The sequence below is a fragment of the Plantactinospora sp. KLBMP9567 genome, assembly GCF_033446045.1.
Lineage (GTDB): Bacteria > Actinomycetota > Actinomycetes > Mycobacteriales > Micromonosporaceae > Plantactinospora.
This window is the reverse complement of the sequence record NZ_JAWQRR010000034.1, coordinates 55,094-74,938: the sequence shown is the minus strand read 5'-3', so window position 1 is coordinate 74,938 and position 19,845 is coordinate 55,094. Positions and strand designations below refer to the sequence as shown.

Sequence of the window (19,845 nt, the reverse complement as noted above, 5' to 3'; positions counted from 1 at the left end):
TTGCCGGCTCGCTGCGAATTTGCGGCCTGCGCACCTGTTGGAACGTCGCCTCCGTCCGACATCCTAGGAACCTCGCCCTGTGCCAAGGAGTCGTTCCAGATGCCCACGTCGACGCCCGCCCCAAAGGACCGCTCAACCTCCCTGACTCGGGAACAGATGCGGCGACATATCGGCTACACGGAAGGGGAATGGTCGGCTGGTCTCGTTGCCGGACTGATACCGTTCGCCGACGACGGCGGCCGGTGGAGCGCCCCCGTTGCCGCTGCCGTGGCTACTCGCGCCCACCTCGACCGTCTCTTGAGAGCCCCCAAGGCTGCCGGGTACGTCCCGGTCCTCCAGCCACACCCGTAGCGACTTCGACTGGCCGTACGCCTCGTCCATCGTCACCCAACCCACGGGCACCCCAGCATCGAGGGCATGGCCGAGCATGATGCGGGCCATCTCCACCTTCGTGGCGAACTCCACCTCGCCCGGAATCCCGGCCGCCCGACACCGCTGGCGGTCGTCGGTCCACGACGACGGAAGGTACAACTGCCGGTCGATCAGGGCGTGTCCCTTGGCGGACCGGTAGGCCAGGAACCGCTCCTTGTTGCCGAGGTTCGGCAAGAAATACCCCCGGCCTGTGTCAGGACGTCGACCTAGAACGACGAGAAAGGCGGGGCGAGGGTGGTCGGTATGGTTACGTTTCGCCGTGCGGCTGCGAGGACCGGCACATCACTGCCGCGCACTGTCGAAGGGGAGCACTTCGGTATCAACCGGAGAACGCTTCTCGGGGCTGGTCTTGCCGTCCCGCTGGTGACGACCTTGGGTCCCGCCGCAGCGGCCTCAAACTCGAGTTCCCGAACCGATCCGATCATTCGCACCACCTGCGGCAAATTGGAAGGGACGAAGGAAGCGGGGCTCTTCGTCTTCCGTGGTGTGCCCTACGCCGAGCCGCCAGTCGGCGACCGGCGGTGGTTACCGCCGGAGCCGAAGAGGCGGTGGAAGGGCGTACGGCCAGCCAAGGTCTTTGGCGCGGTCGCGCCGCAACATGGACAGTCGCCCACGGAGTTCGCCGAGGCGTACCTGACAGTGCCCGGCGAACGCAGCGAAGACTGCCTGTTCCTCAACGTCTGGACGCCGGGTCTGGACAACGCCCGCCGGCCCATCATGTTCTGGATCCACGGCGGCGGGTTCGAGTACGGTTCCGGCGGACAGCCCAACTATGACGGCAGCTCGCTGGCCCGCCGCGGGGACGTGGTCGTCGTGACGGTCAACTTCCGGCTCGGCGCGCTCGGCTATCTCAACCTCAACGAGGTGACCGGCGGCCGGATCCCGTCGACCGGCAACGAGGGCCGACTCGACCTGATTGCCGCACTTCAATGGGTGCGGGAAAACGCCGGCTCGTTTGGCGGCGACCCGGACAACATCACGGTCTTCGGCCAGTCAGCGGGCTCTGTGGACTGCGCGTTCCTGATGGCCTCCCCGCCCGCCAGAGGCATGTTCCGTCGAGTGATCCTGCAGAGCAGCGCCGGACACACGGCGCAAACCGTGGAGCGGGCAATGCTCATAGCCGAGATCTACCTCAACTCCCTCAACATCAGACCAAGTGACGTGGAGGCGATCAGAGCGCTCACGCCGCAACGGATGGTCGAGGCGTCGTCCGCCATCGTGCAGCACATGGCGGAGGTCGACCCACACCTCGGCGCGATGCACTACCTTCCCGTCATCGACGGGGTCAACCTGCTCGAACGGCCCATCGACGCGATCCGCAACGGCGCCTCCTCCGAGGTCTCGCTGCTCGCCGGATCGCAGCTCGACGAACACCGACTGGCCATGGGGCACAGCGTGCTGCCCCCGATGACCGAGGAGCAACTCGTCCAACGGCTCGGAATCCTCATCCCCACCGAACATGTCGAGCGGCTGATTGACACGTACCGTCCGTTGATGGCTGCCCGAGGAAAAGGCTGGACCAGCCCACTAGACCTGCACATGGCGATCGAGGGCGACCGGGCGGTTCGGATGCCAACGTTACGCATCGTGGAGGCCAAGCGGCAGCACCCTGTCCCCGCCTACCACTTCCTCGGCACCTATCCAGCCCCGATCCTGGACGGCCTGTTGGGCTGCTGCCACGCGCTCGACCTGGGACTCGTCTTCGGGACCTACGACCAGCGTTTCAACGGCACCGGCCCAGCGATCGACGCGCTGTCCGCCAGCATCCAGGACGCCTGGCTGGCCTTCGCCCATACCGGCAACCCCTCGAACAGCCGGACCGGGCGTTGGCCGACGTACGGGGCAAAGCGACGGACGATGCTTCTCGACTACCGTCCGCAAGTGGTGGAGGATCCATTTTCCGCAGAACGACTCGCCTGGGAAAGCTTTCCGGACGAGAAGCTCGGCCTACTGTAGCCACGCGCAGGCCAGCGGCGACGTTGCGGAACGCGCCGTACTTATCCCTTCCAACCACTGACCGCACGGCACCATCGTTCGACGCCCGGATATGCCCCGGCCGCCGAGGGCGGCGTCGACCACGATGGCGTGGCCGCCGATGAATCCTCCTGTTCGATGGGCCGCCACCGTTGGACACCCTTTGCCATTCAGGCGTAGGTGGCGTGTGCCTGGCGGATACGCGCACCCCGGTTTCCTTCGGAGCTGAGCAGGTCGAGGCCCTGAGGGGCGATGTCCAAAGGAGGTAATCCCGGCGACCTGCCACCGTCCCGTCGTTTGCCGGGCGTCGCGGCCATCGCTGTCCCAATTCACACACCTCGGTGCTCGATCAGCAGCGCTGGCGCGACGAACCGCGCCCGACGTTCGTGCCCGCGCCGCCTGCGCTACGGAGCCGTCAGGTCAGTTCACGGCTCAACCCGCCCCTGCCACCGTGGTACAACGCCTGATAGATCGTCTCGTGGCAGACATGCCAACCCGGCTGGTCCGGATACTGGGTCCGCAACCAGACGGCAACCTGTTCCGGGCTCCACTCCAGTTCGAGTTTGGCCCGCACGGCGGCACGCAAGAGCGAATCCGTCAGCAGCCGCCCCGGGCGAGATCGGCGAGCGCGTTCCCGCGCCCGAGCATGGGCCAGGTCGCCGTCGTAATCCTGATCATGCGCAGCCACATTGCGACGCAGCTCCCGGCTGACCGTCGACGGCGCCCGCCCGAGCTGGGCAGCGATCGCCCGCACCGACATACCCTGCCGCCGCAGCGTGGCGATCCGCTGCCGCTCCAACAACGACAGGTACCTCGACGACCGGGATGCCTCTGCCAACCGCGCTGGCGGTCGGCCGCCGTTCTCCGCCCGCCACCAGTAGCCCGTCCCAATCCCCACAACCCGGCACGCCTCGAACGTCCCGACACCGGACAGCAGTAACCGCCAGTACTCCGACTCCAGCTCCAACCGACGTTTGGGCCACGCCTCCCCATCACCACGCCCCACATGATCAGGTGTGTTGCAACGAGAACTCGAAGCCAAGCGGAACCACATGGTCAGTTTTCAGGCGGAACCGACGCCTCGCCGTCACAGGTGCCATCGAATACCAACACCGCGACTCACGCACCTGAACAACCCCGTCACTGCTGCCCTGCCAGGTCCGGCTGAAGCCTGCGCGGACCAGCCGCAGCGACCAGCCGCAGCGCGCTACCTCGGCGTTGCACCTGATTCCCAGGAGGGTTGTTCCGACGCCGGCGTTCATCTCAGGGTGAGCGGAATCTCGTATTCGACGCGGGTCAACTTCTCTGGGTTGCGGACATAGTAGAGGCCGGTGATACGGGCGTTCTCGACACGGACCGCCATAATGCCGTCGACTTCGCCGTTCAGGCGTACGAGGAGTGCGGAATTGCCGTTGACCATGGTCGGTTCGCCGGTGAGCGTGCCTTCGACCTTGCCTAGACCACCGAAGAACATCCGGACCACCCTCTCGGCGCCGATGATCGGCCGCAGCGCGGCCTGCTTGACGCCGCCGCCGTCGCCTACCAGGACGACGTCAGGGGCGAGCACGTCGAGGAGCCCCTGCAGGTCCTGGGCTTCGACCGCGCGCTGGAACGCTGCCAGAGCCGCCCGGGTCTCGCTTGGGGTGACGACCTGGCGGGGGCGGCGGGCGTCGACGTGCTGGCGGGCACGGTGCGCGATCTGGTGGACGGCCGCCGGGCTCTTGCCGACGGCGGCCGCGATCTCGTCGTAGCTGACACCGAAGGCCTCACGCAGCACGAAGACGGCGCGCTCGGTCGGCGACAGTGTCTCCAGGACGATCATGGTCCCATCGACACACTCTCGGCGAGTTCGACGTCCTCGGCCACGTCCGGCGCGGTGAGCAGCGGATCGGGCAGCCAGGGGCCGACGTACGTCTCCTTACGGCGTTTCATCGCGCGTAGCCGGTTGAGCGACTGCCGGGTGGTGATCCGGACCAGGTAGGCGCGCTGGTCGCGCACGTGCTCCGCGTCGACCTTGATCCACCGCAGCCAGGTTTCCTGGAGTACGTCCTCGGCATCGGCCGCCGATCCGAGCATCTCGTACGCGACGGTGAAGAGCAGGTTACGGTGGGCGACGAAGGCGTCGGTCGCCGGGTCAGTGGCGTGGCTCATATCTCGACCCTTCTTGTCGCGGGTGGCCTGGTTACCGAAGCCTTCGAGCATGCATCAACAGCATCAACGTGATCCTGGCCAAGCTGGCTGTGTTGCTGACGACGTTCTGGTTCTGGCAGGACCGGCGACACCGCGGTCGTACCCTGACCCGGCCTGCCGGGTGTGTTCTGACCGGCGAGCAGCCGGTCAATCCGGCCGAACCACCGCCGGGGCGGTCCGTGCTTCGGATCACCCGCGCCAACCCGAAACCACCCCGCCAGCGGCACATCTTCGTCAGCCGGTGAGAGGCTCAAGGCCGAAGCGACCCCACGCGATGAAGGCTGCAATCGCGACATAGCCCAGGTTCACCATCACCAACTTGAACTGACCGAGGCGGCTATGGATGATCGCCGCGCCGGCCATGAGCAGTACCCAGCAGACGGCAGTCACCGGCACCATGAACGGTGCGATGTCGAGCACGGCGGGCAGGATCAGGCCAACCGCGGCTAGGATCTCGAGGAACCCGATGGTCTTGATGAAGCCGACGCTGGCGTGCCCGGTCCATTCCCCGCCATTGAGCGCAGTCAATCTCCCCTTGGGTACGAACGTCTTGGTGATGCCGCCGGTTAGGGAGACTGCTGCCAGCAGCCCGGTAGCAATCCAAAGAACGAGGTTCACGTGCTCTCTCCTTGCCTCGCCTAGTGACTTCGGTGTCTGCGAACCATCCGGCACGGGCGGAACTCCAATGGGACACCCTCGGTATTTGGTAACCGTTCGAGCGGGGATCGCCGATGTCTGGCCCAGGCCGGCCGGTCAGCGGGTGACCGGCGCCTCGCCGCGCTTGGCCCGCAGCAACTCCTGGCGCTTGTCGTCTTTGACCCAGGTGAGTGAGCCGGGTTTGCGTGCCTCGTTCGCCAGATGCTTGACGGTGTGCTGGCAGACGAACTCCTTGAGCTTCGCGCCTGGGCCACCGCCGATGTACAACCCGTTCGCGGTGTCGTCCTTGGAGGCGAACTGGAAGATACCGGCGCGACGCCCCAGGCTGATGCACTGGCCGAAGAACCCGAGGTTGATGGGCGCCGGATGCTCACCCGCGATCCGGGCCAGCACCGTGTCGGCCGCATGCGCACCGATCCTCGTCGCGGCCTGGCAGCTCATCCGGAACGGCAGGTCCGACGGGGCCGCCGAATCCCCGGCCGCGACAATGCGCGCGTCATCCACGCTCGTCAACGTCTCATCGGTAAGCATGCGGCCCAGCGCGTCGGTGCTCAGCCCGCTGCGGCCGGCCAGGTCCGGCACGCCGAACCCGGCGGTCCAAATGGTCACCGTGCTCGGCACCTCTCGGCCGCCGACGAGCCGCACGGCATCGCGAGTCACCGCCGTCACCTTCGTGTCGGGGCCGTCGAGGACGGTCACCCCGAGCTTGGCCAGCCGCCTGGCGACCGAGCGCCGACCCCGGGCGTGCAGGTACGGGCCGAGTACCCTGCCGCATACCAGGGTCACGGTACGGCCGGCCTCCGCCAGCTCGGCGGCGGTCTCGATGCCGGTCGGACCGGCTCCGACAACTGTCATCGGCGCGGTTGTGGGAGCGGTGTCGACGACTGGCCGCAGCCGCTGCGCATCGTCCAGGGTGGCGATCGGGTAGGCGAACTCAGCTGCTCCGGGCACGCCCGGGACGGCGCTGCCACTGCCTACCGCATAGATCAGGTAGTCGTAGCCGACCGTGCCGCCGGCCGCCAACGTCACGCTGTGCTTGGTCGCGTCGATCCGGGTCACCGTGTCGACCACCAGCCGGATGCCCTCGGCCAGGACCTCTCGGTAGTCGACGACCGCGTCGTCGGACCCGCCTACCACCTGGTGCAGGCGGATCCGCTCGACAAACGTCCGACGCGGATTGATCAGCGTTACAGCCACATCGTCCCGCTGCATCAGGCGATTGGCCGCCATGACACCGGCGTACCCGCCGCCGACCACGACCACCTCAATGTTCCCCGTCATAGTGGCTCCTCCGTTTCCAGGGGTTCGGCCTCAAGACACCGCGTCCTCTTTCGTGCTGACAACGTGTGAGGCAGGCCACTCCACAGGCGTGGGCTCGATACGCGGAGTCCCGGCGGCGAACACTCCGAAGCGGGCCGCGGTAGCACTCGAGGCGGTGTAGATCCGCCGCAGCGCGGGAGTGACTTTCTGTCAGTCCTTGCGGTTGGTGTAGCGCAGGCCGGCCTGCCCAGATGCACGACGCACTGCTAATACACCGCCTACGGCCGATGGCCAAAGCAGGGCGAATGTCGACAGTGTTCGTTGCCGAAGTTCGGCAACAAACGGCCCTCTCACCTGTCACGACATCGCACTGGAAAGTCGCGAGGGTGAGATTGAGGCTTGCCGGCATGGTCGAGTTCCGCCGCACGCCCGCCAGGGCCGACAGGTCACTGTTCCGCACCGTGCCAGCCGAGGGAGGAGGTGCGTCATGACAGCGGTGATCGAGACCCAGGGCTTGACGAAGTTCTACGGCAGTCGCCGCGGGTTGGAAGATCTCGATCTTCAGGTCCAGCCGGGTGAGGTGTTCGGCTATCTCGGCCCGAACGGGGCCGGGAAGACGACCACGATCAGGCTGCTGCTGGACTTCATCCGGCCCACCCGGGGCACCGCCACGGTGCTCGGCGCCGTTCCCCGCCATGGCGTCGACACCCGCCGCCGGATCGGTTACCTCCCCGGCGAACTGTCGTTCGAGGGACGGGAACGGGTGGCCGAGCTGCTGCGATTCTTCGGCGACGCCCGTGGCGGCGTTTCCGCCCGCCGCATCGCGGAGCTGGCGGAGCGATTGGAACTGGACCTGTCCCGCAGGGTCCGCGGCCTGTCGAAAGGCAACAAACAGAAGGTCGGCCTGGTGCAGGCGTTCATGCACGAGCCGGAGTTGCTGGTCCTCGACGAGCCGACCACCGGCCTGGACCCGCTGATGCAGCAGGAATTCCTGGAGATGGTCCGCGAGGCCCGCGCCAACGGGCAGACGGTGTTCATGTCCTCACACGTACTCGCCGAGGTGCAGACGGCGGCCGACCGGGTCGGTATCGTCCGCGCCGGCCGGCTGGTCGCCGTCGAACGGATCGAATCGCTGGGCAAACGGGCCGTCCGCCAGGTCGAGGTGCACTTCGCTGAGCCGCCGCCGGTGGCCGACTTCACCGGTCTGCCGGGCGTCACCGACGTCAGCGTGGAAGGACCGGTCCTGCGCTGCACCGTCGACGGGCAACTCGACCCGCTGGTCAAGGCACTCGGCCGGTACACCGTCGTCGACCTGATCAGCGCCGAACCCGACCTGGAGGAGACCTTCCTCAGCTACTACCACCAGTCCGAGGAGACGACGTCGTGATGCCCAGCCTGATCCGCAAATCACTTGGCGACTACCGGCGAGCGGTCGCCGGCTGGATGATCGGTGTCGGCGTCTTCGTCACCATCTACGTCTCCTCCTGGTCCCAGTTCAAAGGCGATCCGGAGGCCGCCGAGTCCGCGGCCGAGCGCATCCCGCAGGGGATGCAGACCGCGCTGGGGTTCCAGGATCTGTCCAGCGGCGCCGGCTACCTGCAGGCCGTCATCTACACGGTGTTCGTACCACTACTGCTGATCATGGCCTCGACCGTGTTCGGCACCCGCGCGATCGCCGGCCCGGAGGACGCCGGGGTGCTCGACCTGCTGCTGGCCAACCCGATCAGCCGCCGCCGGTTCGTCCTGCAACGCTTCGTAGCCCTCGCCACCGCCGTGGTCGCCGTCGGCGCGGTCGCCTGGCTGCTCGTCCTTGCCCTCGCCGCCGGGTTGGAGATGAACGTCGGTGCCAGCCGGATCAGCGCCGCCTCCCTCGGCCTGCTGCTCGTCGGGCTCTGCTTCGGCACCCTCGCCCTGACCGTCAGCGCGTTCGTCGGACGCCGTCCCGTCGTGCTGGCCACCACCGGCAGCGTCGCCGTTGCCACGTACCTGCTGCACACCCTCGGCAACCAGTTCGATGCCTTCCGCCCGCTGCGCTGGTTGTCACCGTTCCACTACTACCTCGGCGCCGACCCGCTACACACCGGCTTCCACGTCGGCTACCTCCTTGTCCTGGCCGGCACCATCGCCGTCCTTGTCGGGGTGGCCGCCGTAGCGTTCGAGCGACGCGACCTCGCCGTCTGACGGTCTCGTCCGGTGCCGGCGGTCGCACGGCGGCACCGGACGAAGCCAAACCGCCCGTGACCATACAGTTCTCGCCGTGGAGCCCGCTGTGAGCGACGAGCCGTCCAGCCCATTGGCTGACGCCACCACCGGCGTGCCGGCCGAACTACTCCACGGCTACCTCGACGCCGTCGCCGCCGCAGCGGCGACCGGCCGGCGCCCGCGACGCGCCGACCTCGACGCGTGCCGCCGCCAGGGCGAGCGGGCCGCCGACCTCAACATCACCCTGCGCGCTCTCACCGGCGCCTACCTGCACGCCGCCGAGGCGATACTGCCCAGACTGCCCGGCCTCGCCAACGCATCCACGCCCAGCGCCGCCCGCGCTGCGGCCGTTGCGGTATGGAGCGCGGCGCGGCGCCTGCTTGACGCCGCCGCGGAGGGATACGAACGCTCACAGCTACACGCCGCCCGCCGCGACCACGCCGCCCGCCGCGAACTCATCGACGACCTGCTCTACGGCCACGCCCACCCCGGTCGGCTCGCCGAACGCGCCCACCGCTTCGGTGTCCAACTCGCCGGCCGGCACCAGGTAACCGTCACCCGCGCCGACACGCCGTTCACCGACCCGGTGGTCGAGCATGTCGAGTCGGGGCTCGCCGCCCGATTCGGCAGTCGGAACATCCTGACCACCACCCACGACGGTCTGCTGATCTGCATCACCCCGGGCGCGCTCCGCGGCACCACCGGCGAAGTGGCCCACCACCTCCTCAGCGCCCTCGGCACCGGCAGCCGCTGGCAGATCGGAGTCGGCCGCCCCCATGCCGGGCCCGGCGGCGTCCAACAGTCCTACGAAGAGGCCCGGGACACCCTGCAACTCGCCGACCGGCTCGGCCTCACCACCCCCGTCCTACGCGCCGCGGACCTGCTCGTCTTCCCCGTCCTCCTCCGCGACCGCGCCGCCATCACCGACCTCGTCCACACCGTCCTCGCGCCACTGACCGAAGCCCGCGGCGGCGCCACCCCGATCCTCGACACCCTCACCGCCTTCTTCGCCTGTCACGGCAACACCACCGCCACCGCCCGCCAACTACACATCAGCGCCCGCACCGTCGCCTACCGACTCGACCGGGTCCGCCACCTCACCGGCTACGACCCCGACGACCCCACCCAACGCTTCACCCTGCAAGCCGCCGTCCTCGGCGCCCGCCTACTCAAGTGGCCCACCGAACCATAAGGACCCCCTACCGGAACCAGGCGTACGCCGACGGAACCGCCAGCAAGATGATCACCAACGCCGAGCCGGCGGTCACCAACGCGAACCACGTGATCACCAGCGGGCGCAGCAGCCTCGGGAAGACCTGCTGAGCCGCCTCGATGAACACCTTCACGTCGATGCCCCGCGTCGCATCACCCGCCTTGTCGAAGACGAGCGCGACGTAGCGGACCGGAAACACCTGCGCGGCGGTGGTAAGGCCACCCCGACGAGCAGAATCGGCTGAAGCAGGGACTGAGATTTCGGTTCTGGCGCACTTCCGGTGGTAGCCGACAGTAGTGGACCAGGTGCCCGGTCAGCGATGCGCCCCAAACCGATATGATCTGAGCGAATAGGGACAGCCGATTTCCGATGAAGCCCTCCGCCGGAGGACCGGCCACCCAACGCCTTGGCCCTCAGAGCGTCACAGTGGCATGAGCGACGCCACTACTGTCTGTTACCGCTAATCGTAAGGCAGAGCCGTTTGATCTACAGACCCTTTTACATATGATCTGGTAGTCCGCCGATCGCTGTTCGCGTCGGAGTGCCCGAATGGGTTCCGGCGGATGCGTGCGCTCGGGCCAACTGGTGACAGTGTTGCGCAGTCGCATCGTCGGCGGGCAGGTACGTCTCGATCGCGATGTCATCGAGCGTGACGTCGAATGCGGCCCCAAAGGTCGTGATGGTATTGACGAAACACAGTTCGACACCGCAGTGGTCCAGGCGAATCGGCAGCGCGATGTCGGACAGGTCTGGCGGCTGCGGCTCCTCGTGCGGTCCGTAGGATCGCAGTTCCTCGTACAGCTCGTGAAGACGCCGATCTCCCGTTTGCGCGGCTTGGCGGTGGAGTCTGGGCAGCAGGTGTGCGCGTACCTGCGCGAGGTTGCGAATGCGCGGTGCGAGGCCCTTGGGGTGGAAGCCGAGCCGCATCAGGTTGATCGGTGCTCGGAGCAGGTCCGGGTCGGCCTGCTCGAGGAGGATGTCGAAGCCCGTGTTGGCGAGCAGGACGTTCCATCGGTGGTCGAGCGCGGCCGCCGGGTAGGGCTCGTGGGCTCGCAGGATCCGCCGCAGCGCTGCGCGTACCCGTTCGAAGTCTGGGTCGTCGGGTGGCCGGCTCCGGAAGATCGGAGCGTGTCCGGCGGCGACCAGCAGGCGGTTTCGCCCCTGCGGCGGCACGTTGAGGTGCTCGGCCAAGCGCAGGACCATGCCGCTGCTGGGTATCGTGCGGCCGGTTTCCACGAAGCTGACGTGCCGGGTCGAGATGTCGGCTCGAATGGCCAGGTCGAGTTGGCTGAGGTTGCGCTGCCGACGCCACCTGCGCAACTGGTGGCCGACGCTCTCGGGATCAGACACATGGCGAGTATTACTCCGATGCCGCCATTGCCGCCATTACCAGTGATGTCATCGACAACGCGAGGTGCGGCTGCGATCGTCACCGCATGACTGATGTGAGTGTTGCGGAGCGCAACAAGAGCGTGGTGCTGCACGGGTTCGAACAGTTCGCCGCCGGCAACATCGAGGTGCTGCGGACCCTGCTGCACGAAGACTTCATCGAGCACAGCCCGGGCAACCCTTCTGGCCGGGATGCGTTCGTCGATTTCATCGCCACCGCGCCCGTCGCGGATGCGAAGCTGGAGCTGAAGCGAATCGTCGCCGACGAAGAACACGTCGTCGTGCACTACCGGATGGCCACCCGCGACGACGAGCGCGGTGTCGCTGTGGTCGACATTTGGCGGCTGGTGGACGGCCAGATCGTCGAACACTGGGATGTCGTCCAGCCGGTTCCCGAGCCGTCCTAGTACTCCAGCCGTACCTGCGTGCATTGGTATTTCCGCAGATGAACGGCATGATCGGTGCTGTGTCAGTGCCGATACGCCAGCTGTCAGCGTCGATGTTATGCACCGGGCTGGCCGGGGTGGTCGCACTTCGTGTCTGATGCCTCTGGTGGCGAGCCGGGCAAGCTACAGCGGTTGAAAGTCTGGGGTCTGTTTCGGTCATAGCGGTTCCGGTTCGAGGTTGAGTCCGGTCTGGGTGAGGAAGCCGGGGATCAGGTCGGGTCGGTACTGAACGCGTTTGAGTCGGTTGCGGATGATCGCGGCGAGGTGGTCCACGCTGGTGACGGCGAGGTTGCCCAGGCTGGACTTCATCGTTGACCACAGGCCCTCGACGGGGTTGAGGTCGGGTGCGTACGCGGGAAGCTGGACCACGGTCAGCCACCGGTGGCGGGCGGCGGTGAGTTGGCGCATCACGGTGCTGGTGTGGGTGTTGACTCCGTCCCGGATCAGGATGATCGGGGCGTGGAGCCGGTGGTGCGCGGCGGTGATCAGGGTGGCGTAGTCGTCCTCGGACAGGCTGCGGCGCTCGCCCCTACGGTTGTGGTGGACGCGCAGGCGGTAGAAGACGTGGCCGCGCTGGCCGGGCTTGTAGGAGATCAGTCCGGCGATCGAGACCCGGCCCGAGCCCTGCCCGACACCCGCACGACGGGTGTGTGGCCCTTGCGGGCCCTGGGCGGGCGCAGCGTCTGTTCGGCCTCGTCCTCGAAGACGATCCACGCTCCGGTCGCCGCCGCTAGCCTCGTACCTTGGCCCAGGTGGTGGCCCGCCAGTCGGCGATCGCGTCCTCATCCCGCTGGACGGCCCGGTGTTTGGGCACCTGAGGGGTGTAGCCCATGCGGTGCAGCAGGTAGGACACGCCACGCAGGGTGTAGGAGACGTGGAACAGCCGGCCGATCACCGTAGCGACCCGGGCCAGGGTCCACCGTTGGTCCTCGGTCCAGCCGTGCGCGGCCGGGCCGAGGTCCAACTCGGCCCGCAGCCGCAGAACCTGATCCGGCGAGAGCCGGGAGACGTTTCCACCCGGCCCGGTCGAGGCCAGGGCGGTCATCCCACCCGCACGCCAGCGGCGCCGCCACTGGTAGACCGACTTCGTCGACACCCGCAACCGGGCCGCGACCTGCGTCACTGGCACATCCACGGCGAACATCCGCGCCGCCTGCATCCGTACCTGTTCCCGTTTGGCCCGTCCCGCAGCGGACAGGCCACCACTATCGGCGTACCTCACACCACAGGCATAGACCGACACCGACCAGCCGTCCATAGTGGTTGATCACATCCGATCGACCGGACCAGACCCCAGCCATTCAACCGCTGTAAGTAGCCACCGACCGCGCGTCAGGCAAAGCGTCACCGAGGACCGCAACACGAACGGCTCCGTCCGGTCACGGTCGTAAATCACCATGCCCCCGTTGGCGGGGCGGATGGATGACCGGCAGCCGAGCCCTCGGCCTGCCCTTCCGGCATCACCCGGAACCTGGCGAACACGACCACACCCCACACCATCACCGCCACCGAACAGGAGGCGGCACACCAACATGCCCACGCCCACCCTCAACACCGAACCAACCAGCCCAAAACCCCCGACTTGACCGACCCCACTCCTTCATGGATGACACAGAGAGGTGCTGTTCGCGAGACAGTCCCGGTGTGCCGGTCGCCCCGGTCCTTCGTGACGTCAGGTCTTTATCGCACAGATGTATCGGCCGCGGACCGCGCGATGTCGCGGGCGAGGTGTGAGGTACGCAGCCCGACCGACCGCAGTCGGCGCAGGTCTGCGGGCGTGTCATGCATGAGCTGGACGTGAAAGTAGTTGACATGCTCCAGGACTGCGAACAGTGCGAAGGCAAGTCCTGGCCAGGAGGTGCGCCCAGGATCCATCGCGGCGGCTTGTCCAGTGGCCACGAGGCCAGCGGCCAGGAGTAGCGGGTTGACGATGCGGGCCGCGCGAAAGGCCGCCAACACCGGAAGGTGTCCTCGGCGAACGCTTATCTGATGCAGCTTGGCCACCCAGTACGCGGCGCCCTCGATCAGCAGTAGCGCAAACTGGCCGAAGCCGACCAGGTTGGCTCCCGTAGCGGGTAGCCCGACCAGGCCGAACCATACCCAACCTTGCAGTGGGATGTTCATCAATTCCAGGGCAGCCAGCGAGCGCAGCCGCCGGTGAACAGTCCGACGAGGTGTTGCGCCGGTGGGGGCGGTTTGCACGCTAGCCATTATGGATCATGATTGCGTGCGCTACACGTCCTGTCATGCCGCGATCCGGGCGCGCGCCTGCGATGGGGTAACCGAGCGTAGCCGGACGGAGCACCCCACCTGAATGACGAGGGGAACTCAGGTCGGCCATCCGGAGCTCCGTCGTCATGTGGACCCTTGCACGCCGACACCGGGTTTGGAAACGCAAAAGGGGCATGTTTCTTACTCCGAACGAGGTGGGGGGGGGGGGGGGGGGGGCCCCCCCCCCCCCACCTCGTTCTCCGTCTTGGGTCCGACCGGTCCTGCCTCAGTCCGTGGAGCTGGCCGCCGCTGCTTCCGGTGCGCCCGCGCGGCCTTCCGGCTCGTGAGGGGGGTCCACCTCGATGAAGCCGAAGAGCCGCTGGATCACCTGTAGTGCCTGGGTGGAGTAGCGGTCGGCGAACCCGCGACAGATCGCCGGCTTGACCTCGCCAGCAGGCAAAGGCACAGTCGCGACGAGGTCGGACGGCGACATCCTGACGTGTCGGTTAGTTCTGCAAGGATGGCGGCGCCGGAGCGGGTGGTTGGCTGTTGTCCTGAGAAAGTTCGGGAAAGACTCGCTGCAACGGTTTGCGGACGATGGAGCGAATCCGTCGCCTAACCGCAGATCCAATCGTCGGTGAGCGTCTCACCTCGGGCGGCGGACGAAACACGAATATCGGCTCCCCGAATGGCGACTCTTGCGATAGTTGGATCGTCTTGTTCCGTACGGCGGAGTACAACAGCCGCCTGGCATTGTCCTGCTGCAGGGATCCCGCGTTGTTCACCACGACCCAGACCACGAGCGCGAACACGAGTAGCGCCCACAGTATCTGCATGGGGCCGTGCGTATTGAACAGAAGGTGCCACTTGTAGGCGGCAATTGCAATCAGTGCAGCCAAGGGGAATGAGATTCCTGACCTGAACTCACCTTCTGCGCGCATCCGGTCATAGTCGAGGTAGAGTTCCGGCTTCGCAGACCTCAGTTCATGGTCCGCTTGCTCAAGACGCCGCCGCAACCAGTCCCGATACGCTGAGAGTTCCAGGACCTGCGTCAGCGCCACGCGGGCGTCCCGCTCCCGATTGAGCTTCTTGAGCAGTGCCAGTCGAACGCCGCTATCGTACCTATCCGGATCTGCGAGGTGTTGACGTAAGTCGGCTAGAGACTTCAAGCTAGGCGGCAACGGTTCGTCCTGTGGAACCTCCGCATACACCTCCTCAAGGGTGAGGCCGACAGCTAGTGCGGCGTGATGAAGTGACGAATGCGTCAGCTCTCGCACCTTCTCCTCTAGGAACGTCGGATTCGCGTCGTAATACTCTTCGAGCGCCTCAAGGGTAAGCTCCTCGAAGATCGCCTGGTGATTCTCTCTGGACGTGCGGTACCCACGCCAGGCGCGCTCCGCATGAATGGAAATCCGCCGCGCGGATTCCACAGCCGTGTCCTCCAGCACTGTCCAGAAGCCGCTAGATTTGAGCCGGCGGCGCCGAAGTAACGAGGCAAAGATCAGAGTCACGGTAGCGATCGCGGCTAGCGTAACGATCGCTTCGGCGAGAACCTGGACTATCGCCAGAAGCGCCAGCAATACACAGACCGCAAAAAACGCAGGCATGGCGAAGCGCGTGACTGCCTCACCAATCGACTGCATCACAACACCGACGAGGTAGACGATGAACGCCACGGCGCCAATCAGCACCTCGACCGGCAGCTTACCCACCTGACTAGTACGGCAGCCGCCGTTCGTGAGGTGACCTCGGGTCCTGCCGGAACAGGTGCGGCCACCGCATGATCGTCTGTGCGTTGTGGACACAACATTCGAAGCAGCGGTGGCCGCGGGCCATAGCGTAGACGCTGCCCGGTGGCGGCAGATATCGGACCAGGTGATCGGCTGTTTCGCGGGCCGGTTCGCGCGAGTGGAGCCGCGCCGGGCGGCGGCCGGGTTCGTCACCGCGCTGCTGACCGATATCGAGATCAAGACGTGCTGGCAGCTGGCCGAGCGGGCCGGCCACGCCCGGCCGGACGCGATGCAGCGGCTGCTGTACCGGACGAGGTGGGATGCTGACCTGGTCCGTGACGACCTACGTGCTCTCGTGGTCGACCGGCTCGGTGACCCCGACGGCGTCCTTGTGGTCGACGAGACCGGTGACCTGAAGAAGGGCGTGCACACGGTCGGCGTCCGGCGCCAGTACACCGGCACCGCGGGCCGGATCGAGAATGCCCAGGTCGGCGTGTTCCTCGCCTACGCCGGCCGGCACGGGCACACCCTGATCGACCGACGGGTCTATCTGCCCGAGTCCTGGACCAGTGACCGTGAACGTTGCGAACAGGCGGGTGTCCCCGACAGCGTCGGGTTCGCGACCCGCTCCCGGCTGGCTGACGACATGATCACCGCAGCGGTTGAGGCGCGGGTACCGGCTCGGTGGGTCGCCGCGGACGAGGCATACGGCAACAACACCGTCCTGCGCGCACGCCTGCGCAAACAGGGTCTCGGTTACGTCCTCGCGGTCTCCCGCGACCACCTCGTGCCCCTCGACGGCGGCAAGACCCGCCGCCGCGCCGACCAGGTGGCCGCCGAACTCCCGGCCACGACGTGGACCCGACGCAGCGCCGGTGACGGGTCGAAAGGCCCCCGCTTCTACGACTGGGCCTGGCTCGCCGACGTGACCACTGACAACGATCCCGACGACGGCGGGCATCACAGTCTGCTGATCCGCCGCAACACCACGACCGGCGAGCTGGCGTTCTACCGCTGCTGGGCGCCCGGCCCGGTCACCATTGCCCAACTCGTGCGGGTAGCAGGGATCCGCTGGACCGTCGAAGAATCGTTCCAGGCCGCGAAAGGGCAGGTCGGCCTCGACCAGCACCAGGTCCGCCGCTGGCAGTCCTGGCACCGTTTCACCACCCTGGCCCTGGCCGCCCTGGCCATCCTCGCGATCTGCGCCGCCGCAACACCCCAGCCACCCGACCAGACCGACATGATCCGGCTGACCGTCAACGAGATCCGCCGCCTGATCAACGTCCTGATCAACACGCCGATCCGCAGCATCGCCCACCGTTTGCGCTGGTCACTATGGCGACGGCGACACCAGGCCCGAGCCCGGCGAGCGCACTACGCCCGCCGACTCACCCTCGAACTCCACCCATGATCACGAACGGCGGCTGCCGTACTAGCTACCGTCGCAAAGAACTCTTTCTCCCACACCTCTGCTGGGGCAAAGGAACAGGCAAGCCAAACAATGATGGCCCACAGAGCACCAATAGCTGACGGGGTCCGCGCGTCACGGATCCCCGGGATGATCTGACTCAGGATGCTCACGCGCAGAGGCTAGAGGGCATCCTTCCGCAAAGTGGACCGTCTGTCGATTAGATGACATGGAATATTTGATCGTCAATCCTGTTGGCTCGCGTGGCAGCGCCCAGGCAACTCGGGCGAGGTAGCCCCCATACGAGGCCGGATGTCAGGCGTGGATTGCCTGGTAGCGCCTGCCCTTGCCGTCGTTGGCGTACTTGTCGTACAGGCTCACAGATGACGTAGCCGGGCAGGGCAGGCTAGGCGGTGTAGCACGGCCCGCATGAGTCGGGCGTCGTATCGGCTCACCGTGCCCTGATTCTCCTTGCGTCCGTAGCGGGTCGCCATTCGACCGAGCAGGCGGTACCGCCTCACAACCCGCTCCTCGGCTGCGAGCGTTGGTTCGTCCTCTACGTCGTGCGTTTGACCGGGGTCTTGCCGGCGACCGCGCGGGTCGCCTGGGAGTTGCGGGACGCGATCTACAGGTTCTACCTGCACGCCGGCGTCACCCTCCCCGTCCTCGACCGACTGTCAGCTCGGGGCCAACCCGTTCTGGTACGCCCACACCACGGTCTGCACCCGGTCCCGTACGCCGATCTTGGTCATCGCCCGCCCGAGGTGTGACTTGACCGTGCTGGTCTCGATGAAGAGTTCCTCGGCGATCTCGTTGTTGGACAGACCCTTGGCGAGCAACCGTACGATCTCGGCTTCGCGCGGGGTGAGCTGGTGCGCCGCCGCGGACTCGGGCGGTGCCGCCGGTCGCCGCCGGGCGAACTCCGAGATCACCCGGCGGGTCACGACCTGGTCGACGAGACCGTACCCGTTCGCCAGCCGACGGATCGCGTCGATCAGGTCCTCCGGCTCGCAGTCTTTGAGGATGAAGCCACTGGCCCCGGATTCGAGTGCGCCGAAGACGTACTCGTCGAGGTCGAACGTGGTCACCACCAGGATGGCTGGCGGAGACTCGGGCGAGTCGGCGAGGATCTCGCGGGTCGCGGTGAGCCCATCACCGCCGGGCATCCGGACATCCATGCAGATGACGTCGGGACGCAGCCGGGCAGCCACCGCCACCGCGGACGATCCGCTGGACGCCTCCGCCACCACCTCGATGTCGTCCGCCTGCGCCAGGAGCACCCGGAAACCGGCCCGCACCACCGCCTGGTCGTCGACCAGCATTACTCGGATCGTCCCAGCGCCAGCCTCAGCCTCAGTCCCAGAACCGGTCACGACGGGTCACCTCCCTTTGATGTCAGCGTCACTGCGACAGACCAGCCGCCTTCGGTCGTCGGCCCGGCCGCGAAACGTGCGCCGATCAACTGCGCCCGTTCCCGCATGCCGATCAGCCCGACTCCGCTGCTGGTGCGCGCCGCCGGCTCGGGACGCCGCGCTGGCGGACCGTTCACCACCGCCAGCGATACCTCCCGCGGCAGGTAGCGCAGCGTGATCAGAACCGGCGCGCCCGGCGCGTGCTGCCGCGCGTTGGACAGCGACTCCTGCACCATCCGATAGAGAGCGACGTCGGCGATCGGCGGCACCGGCCGCGGCCACCCCTCGCCCACGAACTCGACCGGCGTGCCCAGGTCCCGAGCGGTCCGGACCAGGTTGTCGAGCACGGCCAGCCCTGGCACCGGAACGCTCCCTTCGCCATTGTGGCCGGGTTTGTCGCCGCCGCCGTTGCCGTCGGCCGGGGTGCCGCGCAGCACCCCGACCACCAGCCGCAGGTTTTCCAGGGTTTCCTTGCCCTGGGCCCGGAGCCAGGCCACGCCGGCCTTCGCCGCGTCCGGGTCCCGGTCGATCAGCAGGTGGACCGCCGCCGCCTGCACCACCATGCCGGATAGGTGGTGGGCGGCGACGTCGTGCAGTTCCCGAGCCATCTGGGCGCGCTCGGCGCCGATCGCGGCCTGCACCTTCGCCTGCTGGGCCCGGACCGCCTCGGCGGCCTGCAGGCGTAACAGCTGCATGTAGCGTCGGCGGGTCGCCACGTAGTTGCCGACGACGACCGCGGCGAGATTGGACAGCGCGCTCGACCCGGCGGGGCCGGCAGCGGACAGCAGAAGGTCCGGCGTCGTCACGGCGGCGATGCCGAACGCCGCTGTCGCCTCGACCGCCACCGCCGCGCCGACCAGCACGAACGCCGTCCTGGCCGGCAGCAGAACCCCGATGGTGTACGCGACGACGAACGGCGCGAGCCCCCGGATCGTCGCGTCTGTTGGGGACAGGGCGATCATGGCGACCTGAAGGCCGACGATACCGGCGAGGCAGAGCAGCGGGCGGACCCGGCGCAGGCAGAGCAGCAGCGCCTGCCCTACCCCGAGAGCGACGAGCAGCCAGGCCTGCACCGGGTCGAGCACGATTTCGCCCGGTGGCGTCACGACCCAGAACGGGACTGCCATCAAGGTGAACGTCAGCCCGGCGACGCAGGCCGCGAGCAGACAGTCCCGGGCGAACGGCCCGGTCACTCCGAGGTTGGCGAGCAGTACGTCCACCCGCTTCGTCAGCCGGGGCTGGTCCGCCGGATCGGTCGGCTCGGCGGTGACCGGGCCGCCCCCGATGTGATCGTTCACCGTGTCAGCATCCTCTGCTCGTA

At 67.3% G+C, this 19,845-nt stretch carries 20 protein-coding genes and 1 pseudogene; 6 read left to right on the top strand and 15 right to left on the bottom strand.

Annotation, left to right across the window (positions count from 1 at the left end):
* Positions 1-321: 321 nt before the first annotated feature.
* A pseudogene (locus R6Y94_RS25505) lies at positions 322-579 on the bottom strand (transposase); the annotation flags it as partial.
* Positions 580-795: 216 nt separating this feature from the next.
* On the opposite strand from R6Y94_RS25505, the gene R6Y94_RS25500 reads away from it, so the two are divergent.
* The gene (locus R6Y94_RS25500; RefSeq protein WP_318398383.1) at positions 796-2,388 is read left to right on the top strand and encodes a carboxylesterase/lipase family protein; all 1,593 of its coding nucleotides are present in this window, start codon (positions 796-798) and stop codon (positions 2,386-2,388) included.
* Positions 2,389-2,821: 433 nt separating this feature from the next.
* Here R6Y94_RS25500 and R6Y94_RS25495 read toward each other — a convergent pair whose 3' ends face one another.
* From R6Y94_RS25495 to R6Y94_RS25475, 5 genes are all read right to left on the bottom strand, one after another.
* Positions 2,822-3,208, bottom strand: coding sequence for a helix-turn-helix domain-containing protein (locus R6Y94_RS25495; RefSeq protein ID WP_318398382.1), 387 nt, complete (start codon positions 3,206-3,208; stop codon positions 2,822-2,824).
* 456 nt (positions 3,209-3,664) lie between these two features.
* Positions 3,665-4,228 (bottom strand): sigma factor-like helix-turn-helix DNA-binding protein, encoded by a 564-nt coding sequence (locus R6Y94_RS25490; protein WP_318398381.1) that lies wholly within the window; start codon positions 4,226-4,228, stop codon positions 3,665-3,667.
* Positions 4,225-4,608: a sigma factor gene (locus R6Y94_RS25485; RefSeq protein WP_318398380.1), complete on the bottom strand. Its 384-nt coding sequence runs from the start codon at positions 4,606-4,608 to the stop codon at positions 4,225-4,227. The genes R6Y94_RS25490 and R6Y94_RS25485 overlap by 4 nt, the downstream gene beginning before the upstream one ends.
* Positions 4,609-4,830: 222 nt before the next feature.
* A complete protein-coding gene (locus tag R6Y94_RS25480; RefSeq protein WP_318398379.1) occupies positions 4,831-5,214 on the bottom strand; it encodes a DoxX family protein in 384 nt (127 codons plus the stop codon).
* Between the two features lie 135 nt (positions 5,215-5,349).
* Positions 5,350-6,534 (bottom strand): NAD(P)/FAD-dependent oxidoreductase, encoded by a 1,185-nt coding sequence (locus R6Y94_RS25475; RefSeq protein WP_318398378.1) that lies wholly within the window; start codon positions 6,532-6,534, stop codon positions 5,350-5,352.
* A 466-nt stretch (positions 6,535-7,000) separates the two neighbouring features.
* Between R6Y94_RS25475 and R6Y94_RS25470 the strand changes: the two genes are divergently transcribed.
* The 3 genes from R6Y94_RS25470 (at position 7,001) to R6Y94_RS25460 (ending at position 9,907) form a co-directional block, all read left to right on the top strand.
* A complete protein-coding gene (locus tag R6Y94_RS25470) occupies positions 7,001-7,900 on the top strand; it encodes an ABC transporter ATP-binding protein (RefSeq protein WP_318398377.1) in 900 nt (299 codons plus the stop codon).
* The gene (locus R6Y94_RS25465) at positions 7,900-8,694 is read left to right on the top strand and encodes an ABC transporter permease subunit (RefSeq protein WP_318398376.1); all 795 of its coding nucleotides are present in this window, start codon (positions 7,900-7,902) and stop codon (positions 8,692-8,694) included. Before R6Y94_RS25470 ends, R6Y94_RS25465 begins: the two co-directional genes overlap by 1 nt.
* A gap of 76 nt (positions 8,695-8,770) precedes the next feature.
* Positions 8,771-9,907 (top strand): PucR family transcriptional regulator, encoded by a 1,137-nt coding sequence (locus R6Y94_RS25460; RefSeq protein WP_318398375.1) that lies wholly within the window; start codon positions 8,771-8,773, stop codon positions 9,905-9,907.
* 7 nt (positions 9,908-9,914) lie between these two features.
* Here the strand turns inward: R6Y94_RS25460 and R6Y94_RS25455 are convergent, their stop codons facing one another.
* Both R6Y94_RS25455 and R6Y94_RS25450 read right to left on the bottom strand, forming a co-directional pair.
* Positions 9,915-10,127, bottom strand: coding sequence for a hypothetical protein (locus R6Y94_RS25455; RefSeq protein WP_318398374.1), 213 nt, complete (start codon positions 10,125-10,127; stop codon positions 9,915-9,917).
* Positions 10,128-10,426: 299 nt separating this feature from the next.
* Positions 10,427-11,278 (bottom strand): helix-turn-helix transcriptional regulator, encoded by an 852-nt coding sequence (locus tag R6Y94_RS25450; RefSeq protein ID WP_318398373.1) that lies wholly within the window; start codon positions 11,276-11,278, stop codon positions 10,427-10,429.
* 86 nt (positions 11,279-11,364) lie between these two features.
* Here R6Y94_RS25450 and R6Y94_RS25445 point away from each other — a divergent pair, with 86 nt between their 5' ends.
* A complete protein-coding gene (locus tag R6Y94_RS25445) occupies positions 11,365-11,724 on the top strand; it encodes a nuclear transport factor 2 family protein (protein ID WP_318398372.1) in 360 nt (119 codons plus the stop codon).
* Between the two features lie 195 nt (positions 11,725-11,919).
* Here R6Y94_RS25445 and R6Y94_RS25440 read toward each other — a convergent pair whose 3' ends face one another.
* The 5 genes from R6Y94_RS25440 to R6Y94_RS25420 form a co-directional block, all read right to left on the bottom strand.
* A complete protein-coding gene (locus R6Y94_RS25440; protein ID WP_318398371.1) occupies positions 11,920-12,477 on the bottom strand; it encodes a transposase in 558 nt (185 codons plus the stop codon).
* 16 nt (positions 12,478-12,493) lie between these two features.
* Positions 12,494-13,021 (bottom strand): winged helix-turn-helix domain-containing protein, encoded by a 528-nt coding sequence (locus R6Y94_RS25435; RefSeq protein WP_318398370.1) that lies wholly within the window; start codon positions 13,019-13,021, stop codon positions 12,494-12,496.
* 422 nt (positions 13,022-13,443) lie between these two features.
* Positions 13,444-13,887 carry a hypothetical protein gene (locus R6Y94_RS25430; RefSeq protein ID WP_318398369.1) on the bottom strand — a complete coding sequence of 148 codons (444 nt, stop codon included), beginning with the start codon at positions 13,885-13,887 and terminating at the stop codon, positions 13,444-13,446.
* A 373-nt stretch (positions 13,888-14,260) separates the two neighbouring features.
* Entirely contained in the window at positions 14,261-14,467 is a 207-nt protein-coding gene (locus tag R6Y94_RS25425; protein ID WP_318398368.1) for a hypothetical protein, read from the bottom strand.
* A 13-nt stretch (positions 14,468-14,480) separates the two neighbouring features.
* The gene (locus tag R6Y94_RS25420) at positions 14,481-15,686 is read right to left on the bottom strand and encodes a hypothetical protein (protein WP_318398367.1); all 1,206 of its coding nucleotides are present in this window, start codon (positions 15,684-15,686) and stop codon (positions 14,481-14,483) included.
* 151 nt (positions 15,687-15,837) lie between these two features.
* Between R6Y94_RS25420 and R6Y94_RS25415 the strand changes: the two genes are divergently transcribed.
* Positions 15,838-17,115, top strand: a complete 1,278-nt coding sequence (locus R6Y94_RS25415) for an IS701 family transposase (RefSeq protein ID WP_412102882.1) — start codon at positions 15,838-15,840, stop codon at positions 17,113-17,115.
* A gap of 674 nt (positions 17,116-17,789) precedes the next feature.
* Here the strand turns inward: R6Y94_RS25415 and R6Y94_RS25410 are convergent.
* Both R6Y94_RS25410 and R6Y94_RS25405 read right to left on the bottom strand, forming a co-directional pair.
* A complete protein-coding gene (locus R6Y94_RS25410; RefSeq protein WP_318398366.1) occupies positions 17,790-18,434 on the bottom strand; it encodes a response regulator transcription factor in 645 nt (214 codons plus the stop codon).
* 47 nt (positions 18,435-18,481) lie between these two features.
* Entirely contained in the window at positions 18,482-19,822 is a 1,341-nt protein-coding gene (locus tag R6Y94_RS25405) for a sensor histidine kinase (RefSeq protein WP_318398365.1), read from the bottom strand.
* Positions 19,823-19,845 lie beyond the last annotated feature (23 nt).